The 20,620-nt window shown below is 46.8% G+C and carries 15 protein-coding genes; 7 read left to right on the top strand and 8 right to left on the bottom strand.

Features of this window, described 5'->3' with window-relative positions:
* Window positions 1-135 precede the first annotated feature (135 nt).
* A complete protein-coding gene (locus AC58UX_RS30085; protein WP_497259706.1) occupies window positions 136-876 on the top strand; it encodes a formylglycine-generating enzyme family protein in 741 nt (246 codons plus the stop codon).
* Entirely contained in the window at window positions 860-2,695 is a 1,836-nt protein-coding gene (locus AC58UX_RS30080) for a hypothetical protein (RefSeq protein WP_497259704.1), read from the top strand. Before AC58UX_RS30085 ends, AC58UX_RS30080 begins: the two co-directional genes overlap by 17 nt.
* Before the next feature lie 110 nt (window positions 2,696-2,805).
* On the opposite strand, the gene AC58UX_RS30075 is transcribed toward AC58UX_RS30080, so the two are convergent.
* Window positions 2,806-3,456, bottom strand: a complete 651-nt coding sequence (locus AC58UX_RS30075; RefSeq protein WP_497259702.1) for a hypothetical protein — start codon at window positions 3,454-3,456, stop codon at window positions 2,806-2,808.
* A 347-nt stretch (window positions 3,457-3,803) separates the two neighbouring features.
* Window positions 3,804-4,607, bottom strand: coding sequence for a cytochrome c oxidase assembly factor Coa1 family protein (locus AC58UX_RS30070; protein ID WP_497259700.1), 804 nt, complete (start codon window positions 4,605-4,607; stop codon window positions 3,804-3,806).
* A 157-nt stretch (window positions 4,608-4,764) separates the two neighbouring features.
* Here AC58UX_RS30070 and AC58UX_RS30065 point away from each other — a divergent pair, with 157 nt between their 5' ends.
* Both AC58UX_RS30065 and AC58UX_RS30060 read left to right on the top strand, forming a co-directional pair.
* Window positions 4,765-5,559 (top strand): hypothetical protein, encoded by a 795-nt coding sequence (locus AC58UX_RS30065; protein ID WP_497259698.1) that lies wholly within the window; start codon window positions 4,765-4,767, stop codon window positions 5,557-5,559.
* 85 nt (window positions 5,560-5,644) lie between these two features.
* The gene (locus AC58UX_RS30060) at window positions 5,645-6,586 is read left to right on the top strand and encodes a hypothetical protein (RefSeq protein ID WP_497259696.1); all 942 of its coding nucleotides are present in this window, start codon (window positions 5,645-5,647) and stop codon (window positions 6,584-6,586) included.
* A gap of 96 nt (window positions 6,587-6,682) precedes the next feature.
* Here AC58UX_RS30060 and AC58UX_RS30055 read toward each other — a convergent pair whose 3' ends face one another.
* The 4 genes from AC58UX_RS30055 to AC58UX_RS30040 all read right to left on the bottom strand — a co-directional run bounded on the left by AC58UX_RS30055 (window position 6,683) and on the right by AC58UX_RS30040 (window position 13,396).
* Entirely contained in the window at window positions 6,683-9,796 is a 3,114-nt protein-coding gene (locus tag AC58UX_RS30055; protein ID WP_497259694.1) for a discoidin domain-containing protein, read from the bottom strand.
* A 97-nt stretch (window positions 9,797-9,893) separates the two neighbouring features.
* Entirely contained in the window at window positions 9,894-11,459 is a 1,566-nt protein-coding gene (locus AC58UX_RS30050; protein WP_497259692.1) for a DUF3502 domain-containing protein, read from the bottom strand.
* Window positions 11,460-11,564: 105 nt separating this feature from the next.
* A complete protein-coding gene (locus AC58UX_RS30045; RefSeq protein ID WP_497259690.1) occupies window positions 11,565-12,452 on the bottom strand; it encodes a carbohydrate ABC transporter permease in 888 nt (295 codons plus the stop codon).
* A 14-nt stretch (window positions 12,453-12,466) separates the two neighbouring features.
* Window positions 12,467-13,396, bottom strand: coding sequence for an ABC transporter permease (locus AC58UX_RS30040; RefSeq protein ID WP_497259688.1), 930 nt, complete (start codon window positions 13,394-13,396; stop codon window positions 12,467-12,469).
* Between the two features lie 332 nt (window positions 13,397-13,728).
* Here AC58UX_RS30040 and AC58UX_RS30035 point away from each other — a divergent pair, with 332 nt between their 5' ends.
* Together AC58UX_RS30035 and AC58UX_RS30030 are read left to right on the top strand one after the other, a co-directional pair.
* Complete coding sequence (locus AC58UX_RS30035) at window positions 13,729-14,619, top strand: ATP-binding cassette domain-containing protein (protein ID WP_497259686.1); 891 nt, start codon at window positions 13,729-13,731, stop codon at window positions 14,617-14,619.
* A complete protein-coding gene (locus tag AC58UX_RS30030) occupies window positions 14,616-15,407 on the top strand; it encodes an ABC transporter permease (RefSeq protein ID WP_497259684.1) in 792 nt (263 codons plus the stop codon). Before AC58UX_RS30035 ends, AC58UX_RS30030 begins: the two co-directional genes overlap by 4 nt.
* A 331-nt stretch (window positions 15,408-15,738) precedes the next feature.
* On the opposite strand, the gene AC58UX_RS30025 is transcribed toward AC58UX_RS30030, so the two are convergent.
* Window positions 15,739-16,509: a TetR/AcrR family transcriptional regulator gene (locus AC58UX_RS30025; protein WP_497259682.1), complete on the bottom strand. Its 771-nt coding sequence runs from the start codon at window positions 16,507-16,509 to the stop codon at window positions 15,739-15,741.
* A 177-nt stretch (window positions 16,510-16,686) separates the two neighbouring features.
* Here AC58UX_RS30025 and AC58UX_RS30020 point away from each other — a divergent pair, with 177 nt between their 5' ends.
* Window positions 16,687-18,144, top strand: a complete 1,458-nt coding sequence (locus AC58UX_RS30020) for an esterase-like activity of phytase family protein (RefSeq protein WP_497259680.1) — start codon at window positions 16,687-16,689, stop codon at window positions 18,142-18,144.
* A gap of 69 nt (window positions 18,145-18,213) precedes the next feature.
* On the opposite strand, the gene AC58UX_RS30015 is transcribed toward AC58UX_RS30020, so the two are convergent.
* Window positions 18,214-20,577, bottom strand: a complete 2,364-nt coding sequence (locus tag AC58UX_RS30015; RefSeq protein ID WP_497259678.1) for a helix-turn-helix domain-containing protein — start codon at window positions 20,575-20,577, stop codon at window positions 18,214-18,216.
* Window positions 20,578-20,620 lie beyond the last annotated feature (43 nt).

The raw sequence follows: 20,620 nt of genomic DNA, 5'->3' as shown, positions 1-20,620 counted from the left end.
AAAATTTTTCCTTGTGGTTAACCGTTTAATCAAATATGATTGTGATTGATTGTAAATGGTCTTAGTGAACGTTGTCAACTAGCTTATGTATTTCAAAGCTCATTCTAATTTGTCCTAAGGGAGAGACGATTACCCATGACTTCCACTCCAATTGCAAATGACACAAACTACGATGAACGCGTTTTCATTCCAGGCACATCCTACATTTATCGCGTGCAGCACCGCATCATGGAAGGGGACTGCCAATGTGATCACGGTCCTCGATTCGTGACCGTATCTGACTTTTATATAGATCGCTTCCCTGTGACCAATCTCCAATTTCAACAATTTCTCAATGCCAGTGGATATTGGCCAGACGATGACACCAACTTTCTCAAGCATTGGCAGGACAAGCAACCGCCTAGTGGCAAGGAACATCATCCTGTCATCTGGGTCAGCCAGCGGGATGCTGAGGCTTACGCTGCTCACTATGGCAGCAGGCTTCCCAGCGAAACCGAGTGGCAGCTCGCGGCAGGCGGCGATCACAAATTAAAATGGCCGTGGGGCACGGCTTTTGGGGCAGATCGTTGCCATGACGCAGGGCAGGATACGCAGCCTGTTGATGCCTATCCGGAGGGCGCAAGCCCGTACGGCTGCTTCGACATGAGCGGCAACACATGGGAATGGGTCGCAGATGTCGTGGATGACGCACAGCATAAATTCACCTTCTTGCGCGGCGGCTCCTACTACAAAGCCCAGCATACTTGGCACGCCGAGGGTGGTCCGCATCCAACCGATTTCCATCTGAAATTTCAATTGCTGAATGAAGGCTTGAATCGCTGTGAAACTGTCGGATTCCGCTGTGTGAAGGAGGCTCACCATGATACGAACAGATAATCATACCGGATGCATCACCATTGAAAACGAAAAAATGGGTTTCACCCTTCAAGTGAACGACGGCATCAGCTTGCACTCATTGAAGCATAATGCGATTCCTGTCCGCGAAGCTTTGTCGGCCGAACAGCGGGAATTATTCGTCATGGAGGTTGAGGGTGGTTATTCCCTTCCTGCTAGCCAATGGGTGGTTGGCAAGGTTGATACGGTTTCCGATCTTACGGAAGAAATGATATCCGTCGAGCTTAGCGTCGAACTCGGGCAGAACCGATTGTTCGCGAAAATGATTCTTCTGCACCATCTTGAGGAGCAGTCGATCCGTTTCCTGATCCAATTGGCAGCGGAATGGGATGAATGGGGGCCGCGCGAAGTGTATATGCGCATGCCTTATCTTGCTCAGCTTCAACTTGTCGACGGAGAAGCGAACCATTATTTCTTCCCATCGAACCCGAAATCGAAGCGTGATGGCAGCAGCATTGTTCAAATGCATGTTGAATTCACCATGCCTCTTGGTATCTTTCACCCCAATCAACAGCAGGGGTTCAGTTTAGCTTTTCCCAATTTGAACGAAAATTGGTTCATCTGGGTCCAAAATCGCAACATGGACATGAAGCCTTGGACGACGTTAAACGAATTGCAGCAGCATCGCTTCCTGCTTCGTCCTGATCAGGTGTTAGCGGATGTGATGGAAATTAAATTCACCGCTATTAATAACGGCTGGACGGAGTTTTTCAGTGCGTGGCGCAAAGAAGCTCGTATGCCGATTAACTTTCAGGAGTATAAGCGACCTGAACTGCAGTGGTACAGGGACACATTTATTCAGCATTTCACTTACTTGTATAGCAAAGAGATCTATAACTTCGAAACGAATGAGATTGAAGTCGATCGCTTCCTAGCGGAAGGCGAGGCATTCGGCGGTTACGATTCGGTGCTGCTGTGGCACCAATACCCGCGCCTCGGTGTCGATCGTCGAAATCAGTGGCAGTTTTTCGAAGATTTCCCTGGCGGCATGACAGGACTGAAGGAACTGGTTGCGAAGTTTCACGCAAAGGACGTCAAAGTATTCCTCCCGTTCAAGCCGTGGGACATTGGATTTGACGAATCCCCCAAACAGTCTACCTTCAGCATCGTTGAGGTGGTTCGGGAAACCGATATCGACGGTGTTTTCCTCGATACGATGGACAGCGTACCTGACGGGTTCCGCGAAGCGATTAACGAAGTTAAGCCGGGCTTTGTCTTCTGTTCCGAGGTCCGTCCGAAGAAACGGAATCAGATCAAGCTGATTACAGGTTCCTGGAATCAATTCAAAAACAGAGAATCCATGCCTGAAGTGGACGCGTTCCGCTACGTCATGACGGAGCATTTCTCGCCGATTATTTCGCGTTGGCACGTAGGCGTCCGTAAGGATTTGCTGATTAAGCGCGCGATCTTCAACGGGACAGGCATTCTCATCTGGCAGGATGTTTTCGGCAGCTGGCTGCCTTATCATGCTGAGCACAAAGCTCAGATTAAAAAATGGAAGCAGCTATGGAAGGCGAATAAAGCCAACTTCCAAAGCAGCAAGCCGCTGCCGCTGTATCCAACATTGAAAGCTGGCTTACACTGCAACATGTTTCCAAGTGATGATGAGTCCAGTGTGATTTACACGCTGTATAACGATAAGGATGAGACGATTGCTGGGGAATTGTTGGTACACGGTTACCCAGAATTGAAGGATGTTGCTGAAATCTGGCACGGGCAGCCTGTTGATCTGCATGTGGCGTCTGGAAGGATTTCTGGGGAAGTGCAGCCGAAGGAGCTTGTGATAATTAGAGTAGGTTGATTATGGAAAAAAGCGTACATCCCAATTGGTTGGGATGTACGCTTTTTCTTGTGGCCGCCGCATGAATATAAGCATTTCTTAAATACTAGACAACAAGTCATAATCAGCCGCTAAGTCGGCAAACAGCTAATGATACAAACAGCCTGCGCACTCAAACAGATAGGTGTGCATAAGACAGCGAAGATGCCGCATGCAGCCTTACAATTATTTCCGATCTGAATACATCTTGCTTTACAATCAGGATCCATCGTCGCTCGTTTGCCTCTTTGCGGAATCAGCTTCATTAGCACACGCTCAAGTTTAGTAAATAGTCGCTTTAGAGCAAGTTGGAGAGATCTATCCATGCTGATATGCAAGGTTGTGCCGTCTTTGAATCGTATTTTTTGGGTACCCGAGCAAGAGCCCCCCGTTTGGCAACCGCATCCAAGTCTAATGGGCACGATTGCTTTCTTATTGATAAATCCTTTCGCCGAAATATTGCCGTTTTTATCTTGGATAATTAAATTGGCACTTGAGATACCTTTTACTTGTTTTCCAAAGGAAGCTTTGAGTCTACTGCTTGTACGATTCAAAGATTGTATTTTGAATGTTGCTAGATTACATGCATTCTGCGTGATGTTCAGCAAGATCTCGGAGACACCTCGTCTGGCGTTTGTAACCAATCCGATATTCGCGCTTAAAATGCCTTCTTGCTTAGATTTTATACTAGCTGTTGCAAAAAGGGTGGTCGTTCCGTTGATTGTACGTACTAGTCCGGGCATAGCTATCCCTCCCTCCATTCAATTGGTGTATTCCCCCACAACATATGTGGAACCAATAGACTCGGTGTGGATGAATAACTAGAAGAGGGCTATGCTAAAAAGGAAGATTTAAAATATATACTGGAACTTGTGGACATTTCCTATCGATTTAATCGCTCAAGACAAAAAGCCCATCCCTAAACTGTACCCTTCGTATAGGACACTCAAAAAAGTCGAGGCATATTGAAGAAGATGATCTCTGTATTGAACAGAGGGCATCTTTTTAGATTCCACTGGTACCGGTAGTGGTTGTAAAACGTCATGTGGTCCTTAATCTCCTGTTTTAACTCTTCTAAGACTATCTTCAATTATTCCAACTTGTAATCCGTTACCTGCCAATCACTGCTTGGCTCTTTCGTTAAATGAATTCGGATCGTAGTACTTTTCATCGCGCCTTTCACCTTCATCGTAAAATCAGCCTCGCCTCTACCGTTACTTATGGAAACGCTGCCCATTGGTATGAAACCAAAAGAAATAACTTCTCCAAGTTGAGATCGAACTTCACTATTCTCTCTAATAAACTGTTTTGAAACCTCGTAGGATCTATCATTCTTCAGCAATGTGATTGTCATTGTGAAAGTAAAACCAACAAACAAAATAAATGCACAAATAGGCAATACAATTTTAACCAGCAAGCTTACTTTCTTCCCAGTTGAAAATACGGCTGTTTTGGCGATGCGATCTCCAAGTTTTCGCCCGTCTTTGCTGGCTAACACGGATATTAGTTCGATAGGCCAAATGAAAGTTAAACTATTTCTGAGAATTAAATTTAATAGTTTTGGGACCTCTTGGCCATCGAGCGATTTGACCGTGAGTCCTGCAATTCGCTTCCCGATGCTTGCGCCTTTATAGCAATCTTTGAATAAATAAAGACAGAACGCTATCGTCATAACGATTGGGAATATCTTAAAAAGACTACTCGGATCTTCCATGAAAGAGTTGAAGTTGAGGAGAATCGGCAAGATCGTTATGATGGAAATCCAAGTTTGATCGATAAAAAATGCGATGATTCTTTGTAAATTAATGCCTTGGAGCTTTTCGTTGGAGCTGTTCATTGTCCACCTCTGATCAGTATTCTTTAAGTTAGTATTCTGCAACGTTCTCTCTGCCATTTACTTTCCTCATTTTACCATGCTTCTTTCCTTTTTAGGCAATTATTCCTATCCAATCATCCATCCTGCTAATTCCTCCAAGCCCACTCAGTCCTTGTCCTATACCAAAATAGGAAACTGCACATATACTATAGTACCGCAAAAGGGGGTGAAAACATTGGCAGTTAAACAAGTGGATAAACGTGTCTACGTCAAAATCTATAAACAAATGATAGAGATTAACACTCGCGTTCTTCTCAATAGAAAGAAAATAGATGAATTCCGACACACCTGCTCATGCAAAAATAATAAGAATGCATTATTACAGCAGATCATGAGACAGCTGAAGGCTATCAACAATAGAGTTCTCATAAATCAGAACACGATCGGAACGCAGCTCGTTCTTTCAGGCAAACAAAATAATAGCATAGACTTAAACAATATCATCATGCAGTTAAAAACGATTAAACGAAACGTTGTTATGAATTTTAAAATGGTTGCTCGTCTTTATAAGTTCGGTAAATATAATGCCGAAACGAAGAAGAAATTGCGTATCATTCTTAAGCAGCTAAAAAAGATATTCAAAAACCTTACACTTACGCAGCGCATCGTTAACAATTTACTGCTCCCTCCGATTACCAGATGCCCGCAAGGTCATGTTTGTATCCCTGTGCGTTTAATTCCAGGTTTAAGCCTAGAACTAGATGTTGATCCCAAAGGACTGACGATTAAAGGAACGCTCAAAGTATTTGGGGCAGAGGTTTTCAGCGGCACGCTCAGTTTGGCAAATCCAACACTTGCTATTGGCGGAGAATTTGGTCTTTTCCTCGCCGAATTGAAGTTAATTGGGCAATTTGGCGACATTGCTCATGGTCACTTTAGAATTATCTTACAGGGTCGAGCATGTATCGGTCCTCCTATCGACTTCCTGCGTGAATGCACGGGATTCAACCAAATCATTTATGATCAATAGACGCTGAAAAAAGCTCAGGGATTACTTGAGCTTTTTTCATATAACGTATTATATTGGTATGATACGACACTTGGGAGGCATTGACTTGTCATCGAATTTACATATGTTTTCAGCCATTCACCCAACAAGCAGGCGCATTACTGCGGAAGACGCCGAGTTGGACGCTGCGCTCCGAAACGATCTGACCTGTGAATACTGTGGCGTGCCCGTTACCTTTGTAAACGCTCATTTTCGAAACGGGTTGTATATCCCTCATTTTTTTCACCTCAAAATTGGGATGAAAACACATTGGACGATTAATCGCGAAGTGTGTGAGTACGACTTGGGCAGGCACGCGAGACTCAAATTGCCCTCCAGCCGATCACACGGCGTCATCACAAATAAAGATTTTAAAATAAAGATCACCGCACCTAACGAATTAAAACATAGGCTGATGGAGCTGCTCGCAGACGATCTTATTCCAATTGGGCAGCCAGGCGATTATGATCGGGCGGAGAAGAAGCTTTCCGACTATATCCATTCAGCAAAAGCTTTATCCAAAATTGCGCACGAATGGGAGCGCAACATAGCCGTTAACGATTTAGAGCTCCGCATATTCGGGACAACTACACGATGGTCGGACATGTATGTGGAGAACTGGGATCAACTGTACAACAAATTTTCAGTTCCGAAGCCGAAAGATGTCGTCATCATGCGAGGGACGTTCAGCAGCATCTCCGAGCCGCTTCCTGATCGTAATGGCCAGCAATGGGCGGAAATTGTGCTCAAGACAGCGCCGATTTCACAGAATGCTCCCGATAAAACGCACACATTTGTTCGGATCAAATTGTTTGCTCCGATGTTCCGATCGGTGATCAAGCAGCTCGAAATCGCCAACACACAGAGCCAAAAGCTTGAAATCACATTTTGCGGTAAAATCGAGCGCACGCTAAACAAAAAAGACCGGACGCAGCAGATCAAGGGCATTGCCGTTCTGCGCAGGCAGCTGCACATCCAGCCTCTTACGCCTCGTCATCCTGCGCAATAGGCTGGTACTGCCGCGTCAAGTTCCTGACACATCTCAAAAAGAGAGTGTCCCATAAAAGGACACTCTCCTGATCATTCAGCTTGGCCCGTATGCGCTCTAGTTCCCGTACACTTCGAACTCGTAGATCCGCGCATTACTCCGATCGCCCGGCGTCACGGCGTAGCCGGCATCGCTTTGAACTGTTGTCGTAATGTACAGCCTGACGTAACGCGAGGAAAATGACGTTACATTCCGATCCGTTGTCGCAGCTGTGTTCCCAGTAACGGTATCCACGTCGGTCCAGTTCGTACCGTCGCTGCTCTTCTGCAGCTTGAAATCCTTCGTATTGTAGCTCGCTGCTTCCCCATTCGAGCTGGCATGCTTCACGACCCAGCGGGTGATCGCATAGTTCGTACCCAAATCGACTTTCAGCCATTTGTCTCCTGGGACAAGATTGATCGGCTGTGATGTCCACTTGGTGGTGGCAACGCCGTCGATTCCTTTCGCTCCAGACTCAGTCGAATTAATTTCATCGCTTACCGTCACCGTCTTGTTCAAAGCCACATTCGTTGGCGTCGTTGTTGATGCGATGAAGTTAATCTCCGCAATTTGCAAATACGTATCCCCATTGTTCGCCGAGACATCCAAGCGATAGTACGTATAAGCCGTGCTATTCGTAAATGTATACGATTTTACTTGGAATCTGCTTGCAAATGTTTCGTTAGTTCGCGTGTCTAGCGTCGTCCAAACGTTTCCGTCATTGGAGCCCTTCAGCGTCCAATTCTTTGGATCCCGCGCTGGAGAGTCGTTCGCTGACGTAATCTCATATTTGTTGATCACTTTCGGAGTGCTGTAGCGATACTGAATCCAACCTGCATTAGCAAAAACGAGCCATTTCGTAGCGGATGAGCCATCGAAAGCTTTCTCCTTCTCTTCACCACCAGGACTGTTGGTCGGGTTTGCCATTACGGTTTCTACAATCACTTGCCCTAACGCTTGGTTCATCGCCGTAGTAATCGTGGATAAAGAAGTACCGTCTGGTGCAAGGTGGATCGTCTCGTTAACCGACGTTGTAATCGTCAAATCTGCGCCCGACATCGTGCCTGCATCCGCACCATTCCGATAAACGCGCACGGTTTGCCCGCTCCATGGATTAGCAACGACGGCTGTTTTGTCTTTTTCACTAATAATACGAACGTATTCCACTTGATTATTCTTCTTGCTGCTCGAAACGAGGAACGCACCGTCCGCACGAAAATCACCGTATTTCGCATCCGTACCATTCGGCCAATTCGGGAATAAGCGAATCTTATTCTGGAACGATTGCAGCATCATCTCTGCTAGAGTTGCAGGCACAACGTTGAAATTCTCAATGCCGCCGCCACCCGTTTTAATATGCAAATTGTTATAACTAGCGCTGCTGACAAAAGAGTTAAGCTGCGTCAGAATCGTCGCTGGATCGTACCCAACCCGTGCTGCTGCAGGGTAAAACGTATTCGTTCCGTTGCCATCCGTCCAGCGAGCCATCTGGCCGATCATGTTCTTCGCCGTTTGGATCAACGTGGCATTACTGGAAAGGCCGATTTGACGTCCCGGATAAATGTGCTGAATCCCAATCGCGTTATCCCCGCTCCAATCCCGCCCCACTTCTGTATAGCGGAATACCGTCTGGCTGTTTCTCGTCTGCGTCGGGAACGGACTGAGCGTGTTCAGGATATTTTGCCAAGTTGCTCGCAAAGTGGCATCTGTGCCCAGCGCCGTGCTGATGTCCACGCAACCTTGAAGCACATAACGAACCAAACCAAGTGACATGACGCCGTTCGTTTGCGGATAGGCATCACCTTCATGCTGCGCATCGTTCGTGATTACATACCTAGTACCATCCCACGTCAAGTAATTCTGCCAGAACTTCGCTGCCTCTTTCAAAAACCCATAAATCGTATTCGCATACGTCGTGTCCGCCGTTGAATAGTAATGATCCAGCATCACGGTCGCGCCGAACACAGCATTTGTTTTTTGATTATGATAATTGCCATCCGTATCCATCGTAAATGGACCGATCCCCACCGGATAATACACGCCTGTATATCCAGCGTTCGTCGCTGCCGTTTGGGCTTTCGGAACCCAATCAAGTACGGGTTTATCGTACGCATTCGCTAATTCAACATGGTTCGTCGGCATGGCAAAATAGAACGGTGCTTCTGTGTTGTAATTCAGATGATAATCCCCGCCCCAATCTGAGTTTCGGGCAATCCATGCTCCCCACAAACCTGGAGGCGCTTCACCTGTTCGCGAGCTGCTTCCGAGCAAATACAGCGAACCGTAGAACGACTTCTCAATCGTTTTGTTCGGAATTTCAACGAACGATTTACTATAAAAGCTTTCCCACCATGACTGGTGCGCTGCTTTCAACGTATCGATATCGCCTTGTGTCTTCGAGTTAATATTGCTAAGCGCAAGCGCTTGATAATTTGAGGAATCCTTATTGCTCATAATACTCGTAGCGAGGGTATACGTGTTGCCAGGCGTAACGGTGAATTGCAGCTGGCCACCTGTGATCGTGCCCATTATCCCGATAACTCTCGTTGCCACACGAGCTTTAACCGTAGTGATACCATTCACGGTATCCGTATTGTCTGCCCGAACGTCACGATACAGAATATCCCCTGAGGAACCTGCTGTACTTGTAAACGTGTTCTGATTCGCTGCTGCCAGCGAGACGGTGACCGTCTTGGATCCGCTGCCCGTGTACGTAAATTTCGTCAGGTACAAATTGTTCGTCGTATCAGTCGACTGCGCCCAGCTCGTCGTGTTGATCGTATTGCCTGACAGAGAAAAAGTGCCATCCACCTGCGCGCTCGCTAGCTTTTGCTCGGTCAGATAAGACGCGCCGGACATCCCTGATACGGCTATGCCCATTCTGGCCATGGACTTCAGTTGATGCTCCGCCACGGAGAAAAACTCATTTTTGCCCAGCGCAATCGTCATGGCATCGATATTGCCAACCATGACGGCACCGATATCGCCATTCCCCAGCAGCGGTGCATTGGTCGTGTTGCCGAAGTTGCTATCCGTCGGCGGTGACGTCCATGTCCCTTTGTATGCGCTTACTATTCTTTGCGCATGATTGGTGGTGATCGAATCTGCGCTCGCTGTCGGTACACCAACCGCTGTGATCACAGATACACTTGCTACGATGAGTGCCAAACTAGCAACCCATGCTTTTCTCATTACAAAACCTCCTCGTTGTTGTTGATTCGTAGTACATTTTTTAGAAAAAAAAGCCGCTATCATCATTCTAAAAAGAAGAGAAGCGGCTTTCATTCATCTACTTTGAAGCTTTCCAAGCATCGATTTGTTTCTGCATTTCAGCAAGAATGTTGTCCAAGCCTGCTTTTTTCAGCTTGGCATTCATCGCTGGCAATGTTGTATCTGGATCAGCAATACCTGTGATCAATCCCGCATAGAATTCGTCCACGACGGATGCGGTTTGCGCTAATTCACTTTTCACGTTACTTGGGTCAAAAGAGAAGCCGAGAATTTTAGAAGGAATCGCTGCGGCGTTCTTATCTGGACCTGCTGGGAACCATTTCGGCTGCGTTTCACTTGTACGGTACGAGTTAAACATGTTGCCGTACTCCCAACCGGAATCCACCCAGTAGCCCGCATTATCCATCTTTTTGATCAGACCGTCCGAAACTTTCGTATAGTGCTTGCCCTCAATACCATAGCTCATCAAATTGAATAGTTCCGCATTGGAGTACATCAAATTGTAGAACATCATCGCTCTTGCTGGATCCTTGGATGTGCGGGAAATCGCCGTCATAGTCGCAATAATGGAGCCTGTGCTCATATAAGGCTTAGAGAACTCGATCGCTGCTACGTTCGCTGCGTTGCCGCCACCGAATTTTTGCGCTTGGTTAGCTGCTGTATCTGGATTGATAACCGTGAACGTGGAGGAGACATATTTGCCTGCCAGCTCATCGGAGTTCGTATCTTTAATCGTTGCTGCATCTTTACGAATAATGCCTTTGGAATACCATTCGCGCATTTGTTTCAAAAAGGCCGTGAATTCCTTCGTCTCATACAGATTCACAACTTTGGAGGAAGCATCGTCGATGCGAACAACACCTGGGTTCTTTTGTGAAAAATATTCAAGACCGATGGCGCTGCCGTAGTTGCCCATGACATCCATATCACCTTTTAAGCTGAACGGATATTTATCAGGCTCAGATGCTTTCACTTTTTCGAAAAATGGTGTCAAATCGGCCAATGTCTTAAACTGATCAGCTTTATAGCCATATTTGTCCAATGTAGTTTTATTGATTAGTACACCCGGTGTACGAGCTAGAACTTGCGTATTGATGATCCCATACAGCTTGCCTTTGACTTTCGCCGCATCCCAAGCTGATGGAGGAACTTGCTTCAGAATATCTGGACCGTACTTCGGCAGCAAATCCGTAATATCGAGGAATGCCCCTTTGTTTACATTTTGCAGGTAGTCATTCGTCCAGTTGGATGTGAAGATCAGATCCGCTTTCTCGCCAGAAGCTGCAATCGCTTGCATTTTCTGATCGTACGTACCCCAATCAACCAATTGGATGTTCAATGTTGCGTTTATTTTCTCTTTGGTAATCTTACTCATCGCATCCTGAACGAGCTTCGCATCAGGGAATACGCTTTGTGGCAAATACCAAGTAATTTCATATGGTTTAAGCTCCGTTGCTGCTGGGGACGCAGCAGCTGTCGAAGCCGCTGGAGATGCAGGTGTAGTAGCGGCTGCTGGGGATGGTGAAGAACTGTTCGTGCTGGAACCACAAGCGCTGAGCAGCATAGAAAGGGACACGCAGCTTACAATAACGGGAGATAACGCTTTAATTGTTCTATTTTTCATATGATCGAACCCTCCTGATTTCATGGTCGAATTGGTACTAATGAAGCTATTTATTATCATCCGATCCGGATTCGGATTGACAAACGATGGGAAACTTACATGGAGCTAGCCTTTAACAGCGCCAACTGTTAATCCTTTAATCAAGTATTTCTGGAAGAAAGGGAAAGCGAACAACATCGGACCAGCTGCCAAAATGGCAATCCCCATACGGGAAGATTCAGCTGGAATCGCACTCATATCAATGCTGATCCCCGCTTGCATATTTTTCGTCAAAAACTCGATATTAGACATGATACGCTGCAAGTAGTATTGAAGCGGAATCAGATTCTCATTTTGAATATACAGCATCGCCAGCCACCAATCATTCCAATAAGCCAGGGCGTAGAACAAACCTACTGTCGCTAGGGCTGGTTTCGAAAGCGGAAGAACAATTCGCACGAAAGTGCTCAGTTCGGAAGATCCATCGATTTTAGCTGACTCAATAATTTCAAACGGCAATCCATCCATAAAGCCCTTCATGAGCATTGTAAACCAAGCGCTGACGCCATAAGGAAGAATTAAGGCCCAAATCGTATCCTGCAAGTGCAGAACACTGGTCATTACGATATACGACGGAACCAGTCCTGCATTAAAAAGCAGCGTGAAGAATACGAAGTAGCTCGTTATTTTACTATACCGATAATCCTTCCGAGTCATAATATACGCCAAGGAAGAAGTGAGTATCAAGCTTAACACGGTTCCTACAACGGTCACAAAAATCGTCACCATATAGGATTGCAGCAGCGCCTTCGGCGTTTGAAAAATATACGAATACGCGACTAACGTAATCCGCTCTGGAATCAGCTTGTAGCCATATTTGGCGATATCCCCGTCGAAGGAGAGTGAGACCGAAATGACGTACAGCATGGGATAGATGAACAACATGGATAGAATAATAAAGAATAGAATGATTAGCCAGTTATTTTCTGACTTTTTCTTGATAGATAATTTCACCGCCACCCTCCTCCTTAGAACATCGCATTCTCTTTATTAAATTTTCTGACCAGCAAATTGGTCGTTACGACTAAAATGAGACCAACAACCGCCTGGTACAAGCTAGCCGCAGAAGCCATTCCCAAATCTCCCACAACCCGCAGCGAACGGAACACATACGTATCCACGACATCTGTCGTCGGGTAGAGCATCCCAGCATCCCGGGGGACGAAGTAGAATAATCCGAAATCCGAGTAAAAGATGCGACCCACATTGAGCATAAACAGCATCGTAATCAGCGGCAAAATGAGCGGGATCGAGATCTTCCGAATTTGCTGTAATCGCGAAGCGCCATCTATAGAAGCAGCCTCATAATAACTGTTATCGATGGACAGCAGTCCCGTGAAGAAGATGATGGCGGTGTAGCCGACATTTTTCCATAAGTAGGTGAGTGTTAAAATGATAGGCCAATACCCCGGCTTACTGTACCAATCGATCGGGGCAAAATGGAGCTGCTCCAACGTCTTATTGATCACGCCGAAGGTAGGATTCAGCAGAATGTAGCTGACGAAACCTACGACGACCCACGATAGAAAATAAGGAAAGAACAAGATTGTCTGAAACAGCTTCACCCATCTTCGGCCCAATTCCGCCAGCATTAACCCGATGACTAAAGCGCAGGACATACCCACCACGATAAACAATCCATTTAATAGCAGTGTGTTTCGTGTAATCCTAAGTGCATCTTGTGAGTTGAAGAAAAACTTAAAGTTATGCAGCCCTACCCAATCGCTTCCCCAAATGCCTTTGGCGTAGTTGATATCTTTGAAGGCGATTACGATACCGTACATAGGCAAGTAGTAAAAGATAAACACCACGATAATGGCCGGCAGTCCGATTAGAAACAAGCTTCTCGCCTTCCAGAGATGCTTCCATTCCTTGCGTAAAGCTGTGAAGATTCCCAAGTATGCTACCTCCCTCTGTCTGTATGGCCTTGCGTCCTCTTTGCGATTTCATCATACGAAAGTAGGTAGGGAATTGGATACTGCTCATTTTTGCTGGGGTTAAAATAGACTGTACGATTTGAAAATCGGCTGATTTTCTACTGTACTTTTCGTAATCGAGGCTTGGCGAACCCTTATAGAATGCGGGTTTCTGCGGGGTGCAGGGAGCGTTTGAGGCAAAATGAATGATTCGCACGACGGAGTGCAATATCGGTCTTGAGAACGATCATAAATAACTGAGTATGCAATACACTGTTTGTATGATCGACAATTCAAAGGACGGGGGCAAATGAATGACTATGAATTCTATTGAAGTAAGCGGCTTGCGCAAAAGCTTTGGCAAACAAACCGTTTTAGACGGCATCGACCTGGTGGTGGGCAAAGGTACGATATTTGCGTTGCTTGGGCCTAACGGTGCTGGTAAGACTACATTAATTAACATCCTGTCGACGCTATCTGAGCCAGATGCGGGGGACGCTTTTATCGAAGGATACGACGTTATCACTGACCGCGATGCGGTGCGACGCTCAATCTCGCTCACAGGTCAATTCGCTGCGGTGGATGAGGTGCTGACCGGCCAAGAGAATCTCATCATGATGTGCCGCTTGTCCGGCTTATCTACGAGTGAGGCTCGCTTGCGAGCTGCCGAGCTGCTTAGGCAATTCGAGCTTGAAGGCGCGGCGGGTAGGCGGGTAAAAACTTACTCCGGCGGCATGCGCCGTAGGCTGGATCTTGCTGTCAGCCTTGTCGTCAACCGGCCCGTGCTCTTCCTCGATGAGCCTACGACGGGCTTAGATACGGTGAGCCGTCGCGCTCTATGGGAGACGATTTTGCGACTGAAGCAGCAAGGCATGACAATTCTGTTGACGACGCAGTATTTAGAGGAAGCGGATCAGCTTGCAGACGAAATCGCGGTGCTGAATCACGGACGCATCGTCGCATCCGGCTCCGCCGAGTCCTTAAAAGCTCGTGTTGGCGGCGAAGTCATCGAGCTCAGGAATCAGTTGGACGAAGTCATTCTGTCCATCCCGACGAGCGGCACGGTTCAGGATGTTCGCCAAACGTTGAACGATTTAGGCAGCTCGTGCCCGCCGGGTACGCGCATCTTCATTCGCAAGCCAAGCATGGACGACGTCTTTCTGGCGTTAACGACAACTGATCATAAGGAGGCTTCTTTTGTATGAATGTGAATAAAGTTCAAAGTGCACCAAAACCTGCGTCTTTCGTTTCGACCAATACTGTCTTCATCGGACGCAGCTTCCGTCATAGCTTGCGCAACGTCGAGTCGCTCATGATGGCCATCATGCTTCCTGTGATGTTAATGCTGCTGTTCACCTATATTTTCGGCGGTGCACTCGATCCGAGCGGCGACTATGTGAACTATGTCGTACCAGGTATTATCCTTCTGTGCGCAGGCTTCGGCTCATCCAGCACAGCTGTTGATGTGGCCACGGATATGACCAACGGCATTATCAACCGTTTCCGTACCATGCCGATCAGCAGCATAAGCGTCATCACGGGGCATGTCGCGGCAAGCCTTGCACGAAACTTGCTGGCTACTTGTATCGTCATCGGCGTCGCCCTGCTCGTCGGCTTCCGCCCGAACGGCTCATTCATAGATTGGCTGGGAGCCATTGGCATCATCATCTTGTTCATTCTGACCTTTACGTGGCTGTTCGCCGCGATAGGTCTCGTCACGGGCAGCCCTTCCGCTGCCAGCGGATACGGCTTTGCGCTGCTGTTCCTCCCGTATCTCTCCAGCGCCTTCGTTCCAACGAACACGATGCCGTCGTGGCTGCAAGGATTCGCCAATCATCAGCCGATCACCCCGGTGATCGAGACGATCCGTGCGCTGCTTACCGGCACGCCGGTGTTAAACAATGGCTGGTGGGCCATCGGTTGGTGCGCAGTCCTGCTGATCGTTGCCATCGGCTGGTGTATCCTGGCTTTTCGTCGGAAGGGCGGGAAGTGAGCTTGCTTCTCACCCTGAGCAGGTCGTGTTCCTTACTGGGAACATCGTCCAAAAATGCAAAAGTACACTTATTTTCGGGGAAAACAGCTCAAACGAGATAAATAAGTGCAAAAAGGCATCCTTTTGCCCCGAAAAGGTGCCCAAAGGGTGAATTCGAGCAAAATAGTTGCATTTTCGCACGCATTTCAGATCGCGAGGTTTACTCGATAACAAAGGTTGCACTTTTGCATTTTTCGCAGCCACATGAATAGCTTCTAATAAAAAACGGCCCTCCCAAGTAGATCCCTTTACTTGCGGACAGCCGTTTTTTTATCAACTTTCCCCTACTCCACTATTTCCGCCGCAGGTACTCCTCGATCCCATCCAATATCCGCTCGAGCCCAAAATCCAAATCGTTACCGATCGGATTCTCCACCTCATCCGTGTAAGCACCGGCCATCAGTATCGGATACAGATTGGGGAAACGATCCGGCTTAACCAACTGCTTGAGTGCAGCACCATAGTTGATGCCGCTGAATGCTTCCGGACTCGCGCCATCGCGGATGGCCTTGTCCATGTCCCGTGCAATCAGGCCGCATGCTCTAGCATAGCTGCTTACGAGCAATAGGAACGACATTTTCTCGAAATCGTTCAGCGGGAAATCCCGCATAATCCGCAGCATCCAGTCGATCACTTGTAGATTATTTGGCGCAAGGGGAACGCTCGTAATCGGAATATCGCCATACCACGGATGCTTCCGAAACACATCTACGCAAGCCCAGACGTATTCCCCTATTTCCTCGCGCCACGGCTTACCCGCTACTTCCGGTGGAATTGGAATATCGCAGACGGCATCCTGCATCAGCACGAGCAAGTCTTCCTTGCTTGTGATGTAGCGATACAAGGACATCGTCGTAAACCCCAATGACTGTGCGACTCTGCTCATCGAAACCGCCGCAAGACCGTCCCGATCCGCAATGACGATGGCTGCGTCCACAATTTTCTTAATACTAAGCTCGCCTTTCGGGCCCCTGCTAGGCTGCTTAATAAATCCCCAACTCAGGGCTACCCCTGAGGGTAAGCTCTGTATAACTTCCTCATCAATCTCATCATCTATCCTCATAATCCTCCATCATCCTTGCATGCCGAAAATGTATATCACATATACAGTATATCACAATCGCTCTTATGCAAAAATTTACAATTTCGCAATATGCCATTTACATGCCCCATACATAACTTTGGTATAAGTAAGAAGTTAAGAAAAATGCGGACAATACCGAGGGGAGAATGACTACGAATGAAACGTAAATGGATCGTGTTAACATCTTTACTGCTTACTCTTCCTGTGGCGGTTTCTGGAACAGTAACGGCTCAGCAAGTAAACGGGGTAACCTCCGAAAATGTAACGTATTCAAGCAATGGAGCAGTGATTAAGCCATCAGCACCGGCAGTCAATTTGGACGGCAGCTTGTACATGCCAGTTCGCGCACTTTCTGAAGCCATGGGCAAATATGTCGATTGGGATGAGTTCCGCAGCAGTGTATCTTTGACGGACAAGCCTGTTTTGACTGGTAAATACGAGCTTAAGGCACCCAATCTTGCCGAAGGCATTAAAATGGGCGTAGGCTCCTCGTTAACGCACCTGCCAGGTGACCCTGATAATGTGTTCTATACGACAGCAGATCGCGGACCAAACGGCCAACCGACGATTAATGGTAAAACAGTGCGCACGTTCCCGCTTCCAGACTACATACCAACGATTTATAAAATCGAGGTTAGTAAAGGTGAAATCAACATTTTAGACAAGTTCCCTTTGAAGCTCGCAGGTGTAGACCCTGTTTCAGGCAAAGCAACGATTACCGGGCTTCCAAATATTAAAGGGCGCGACGAAGAGCCTTATGATGCGAAAGGCGAGAAGGTACTCGCTTACGATCCATACGGACTTGATATCGAAGGCTTGGCCTACAATCCGAAAGATGATACTTTCTGGATTTCCGATGAGTACGGTCCTTCAATAGTCCATGTGAAACGCGATGGCACGATCATCGAGCGTATTGTGCCTAAAGGTTGGGCAAGTCAGGCGTCCGCTCCGCTTGTGCCATCTCGTGAGACGCTGCCAGAAGTATACAACAAACTGCGCCAAAACCGCGGAGCTGAAGCTGTTGGGATTACGCCTGATGGCAAATATATGTTCATGGCGATGCAAAATGCGCTTCGTAATCCGGATAAAGCAATGGACAATTCACGTCAGGTGCGGATTATTAAGTTTGATCTTGCGACGCTTAACCCGGTTGCTGAGTTTGTATACGTCCTTGAAGATGCGAAGCAATTTAAAGAGCTGGCTCAAGGAGATATCGTAATCTCCGATATGGTTGTCGTGAACGAGAATACGCTGTTAATCGATGAGCGGGATAAATTCTCTGGCGATAAAGCACAGTTGAAGCGCATTTATGCCATTGACCTTTCAACAGCTACCAATATTCTTGGTAAATACGACACTTCCGCAGCAACAGGTAAAACGATTGAGCAAATGACAACGGCAGATCTGAAAGCAACTGGTATTCTGCCTACAACGAAGAGAACCGTACTGGATGCCGTGCAATTCAAGTTCCCTTACGAGAAAATTGAAGGTGTTTCGCTCATCAATGGCGATACACTTGCGATCACGAACGATAACGATTTCGGTATCGACAGCACAAGCCCAGAAAATGGTACACTTCTCTGGACATTTAAATTGCCATACACAATTAAATAAGACTTTACAACATAATAAAAAGCCCCGGGTGTCCATTAATGATGGTCAACCGAGGCTTTTTTCCTTATACTACCGCGTCCGCTTCGCCATATACTCCCTCGGCGTCATCCCAAACTTGGCCTTGAACAGTTTATAAAAATAACTCTCGTTCTCAACACCCACGCGCTGCATAATCTCCTGGATGCTGAGCTTGGAGTTCTCCATCCATTCCACCGCTTTGTGCAGCTTCACTTGATTAATATATTCGGGAATCGACATCCCGAGGTGGATCTTGGATATTTTGCTCAGCTTATAAGCAGGCAGTCTCATCATGTCAGAAATACTTGCCGCAGAGAGGGAAGAATCGAAATAGTTGGAGTCAATGATTTCCTTGATCGTATCGGCAACGACTTGGTTGCCTTGGATGCCTTTTTCTTCCCCTTCGCTGTGAATAGCACGTACCGCTTCCAGCAAAAGTCCTTCAAACTGTTCAATCGTCTCCTCCTCGTACAACTCACGGCTCATGAGTCTGGACGGAACAGCAATCGGCTCCTTACTCGTACGGTTCATTTCAAAAATCGTCTTCTTCAAATGATGCACAACCTGCATGCTCACCAACATGATGCTGCCGTAGTCCAGCTTCCGGATCAGCGCGAACACATCGCGCAGTTTTTCTTCTGTTTTGACCCCATTCCCCTTCGGCACCGCATCCGTAAATTTGCTTACCATCTCCAACACTTGCTCGACATCCACATTCCCCATATTCCTATCGATCCGATCTTGGGTGATCACAGACTTCGTGCCAAACACATACCGATAAGAGCTATTCGCCAAGGTATGGTTATAGGCAGCGGCAATCGCCGTATACTCCGTAATGACATCGCTAACCGTCGCCGAAAAAGAGATATGATAGTGCTTCTGAATGTAGTTTTGCGCTTCCTGCAGCGCTTGTTCCACCTGTTCCACGGAGTCCTCTTGACCATCAGACGTGTTCAATAAAATGGTGAACGAGTCGTCTTTCATATCCACGGTTTGAGCAACACTCATCTGAGATAGTGCATCCGTCGTGACGTTCGCAATCGCAAAGCGCAGCAGTTCTCTTTCAGCCAAGCTTTTATGGCTAAGGAATTTTTTGTACTCATCGATGCGCAGAACGCAGATCAAGAACGGCTTATCCTTCGTTAAAGCGTCATTCAGCAACCGCAAAACATCCTCAAACTCCGCAGCATTCATACTGTAGCTATCGGCCATCAGCTTCTTCAAAAAGTAAATCTTCATAATGCTTGTATTATTGTTCTTTTCCAAATTATATTCATACAACTGCTCTCTGGACTTGCGATATACCTCGGTCAAATACGAAAACTCATCCTTCACCCCAGGCTTCAGGAACCCATCCTTTCCAGCTCCAGATAGCGATGTTTGTTCCATGAGCCTTTTAACTGGTCGATAAATGCCACGAGAGACGGATAAGGTTAGGATCAACGCCCCAACTAATACTGCACCCGTAATTAACAAAATCGTATCCATCAGCTGCTTCAAATTTGCGTACACTTCTTTATACGGCTTCGCTTCCAACAACGTCCAGCCTGTGTTTTCCAGATAGATGTACGAGATGATGAACTTCTCACCATTCACTTTCGACTCATAAAATCCAGCAGGCTCCCCCGCTTGCATCCGATCTTGGGAGACCGACGTTTCGAAAGCTTGCTTGATCGTAACGGCCGAAGCATTTTCAGCAATCAAATGGTTGGTATCGGTTTCAATGAACTGTTTCTTATTGTCTAAAATATATAAATCGCTCTGCGTTCGCGAATCAAACTGGTTAATCGTGCGAATGTTATCGACGAGCCAGTCCAATTTCACGTTCAGAATGATGGCGCCGTCCATCACGCCTTTTTCATCCACATTTTCAAACATGATATAACTCAGCACGGTATCATAGGTTGGGTTCGCAGCGCTGCCGCCGGTTTGCATTTTCCGCACAATCGCCTTTAACGGGGTAATATGCGGATTCTCCGCGAGAACCTTATCTAATTCGGCATCCTTATGGTACAAATCACCGAACGTCGAATAATACATCTTCTTATGGTTGTTATAGACATAGACCGATTGAACGAACGGATAATTGGCGACGACGGTCGCGTTCAATTTATTAATCGTATTCATATGATCATACGTCTCTTCGTCATTCAAATACATGAGCGCCTTGACGTCATTATTTCCATAGGTAGAAAAGGTAAGCTTGCTGATCATCGTGTCCAAATAATCGATATTGTACTTCATTTGAGACAAGACCTTCTGGCTTCCCTCGTATTCGCTTTGAAACACATTTTTCTCAACATTCACATAGATAAGGCTGGAAAATGAAAGTAAAATGAGCAGCATCATGCAGTTGATCCATAAAAAAATGCGCAGCAAATACTTCTTTTCCTGAACGATTCGCCAAAGCTTCATGCCAGCTCCCCTTTCTGTCTAATCAATCGTAGGCACGAATCCC

The sequence above is a fragment of the Paenibacillus sp. J22P90 genome (assembly GCF_059692195.1).
Note: the sequence above shows the minus strand (reverse complement) of the source record. Positions and strands in the feature narration are given on the sequence as shown.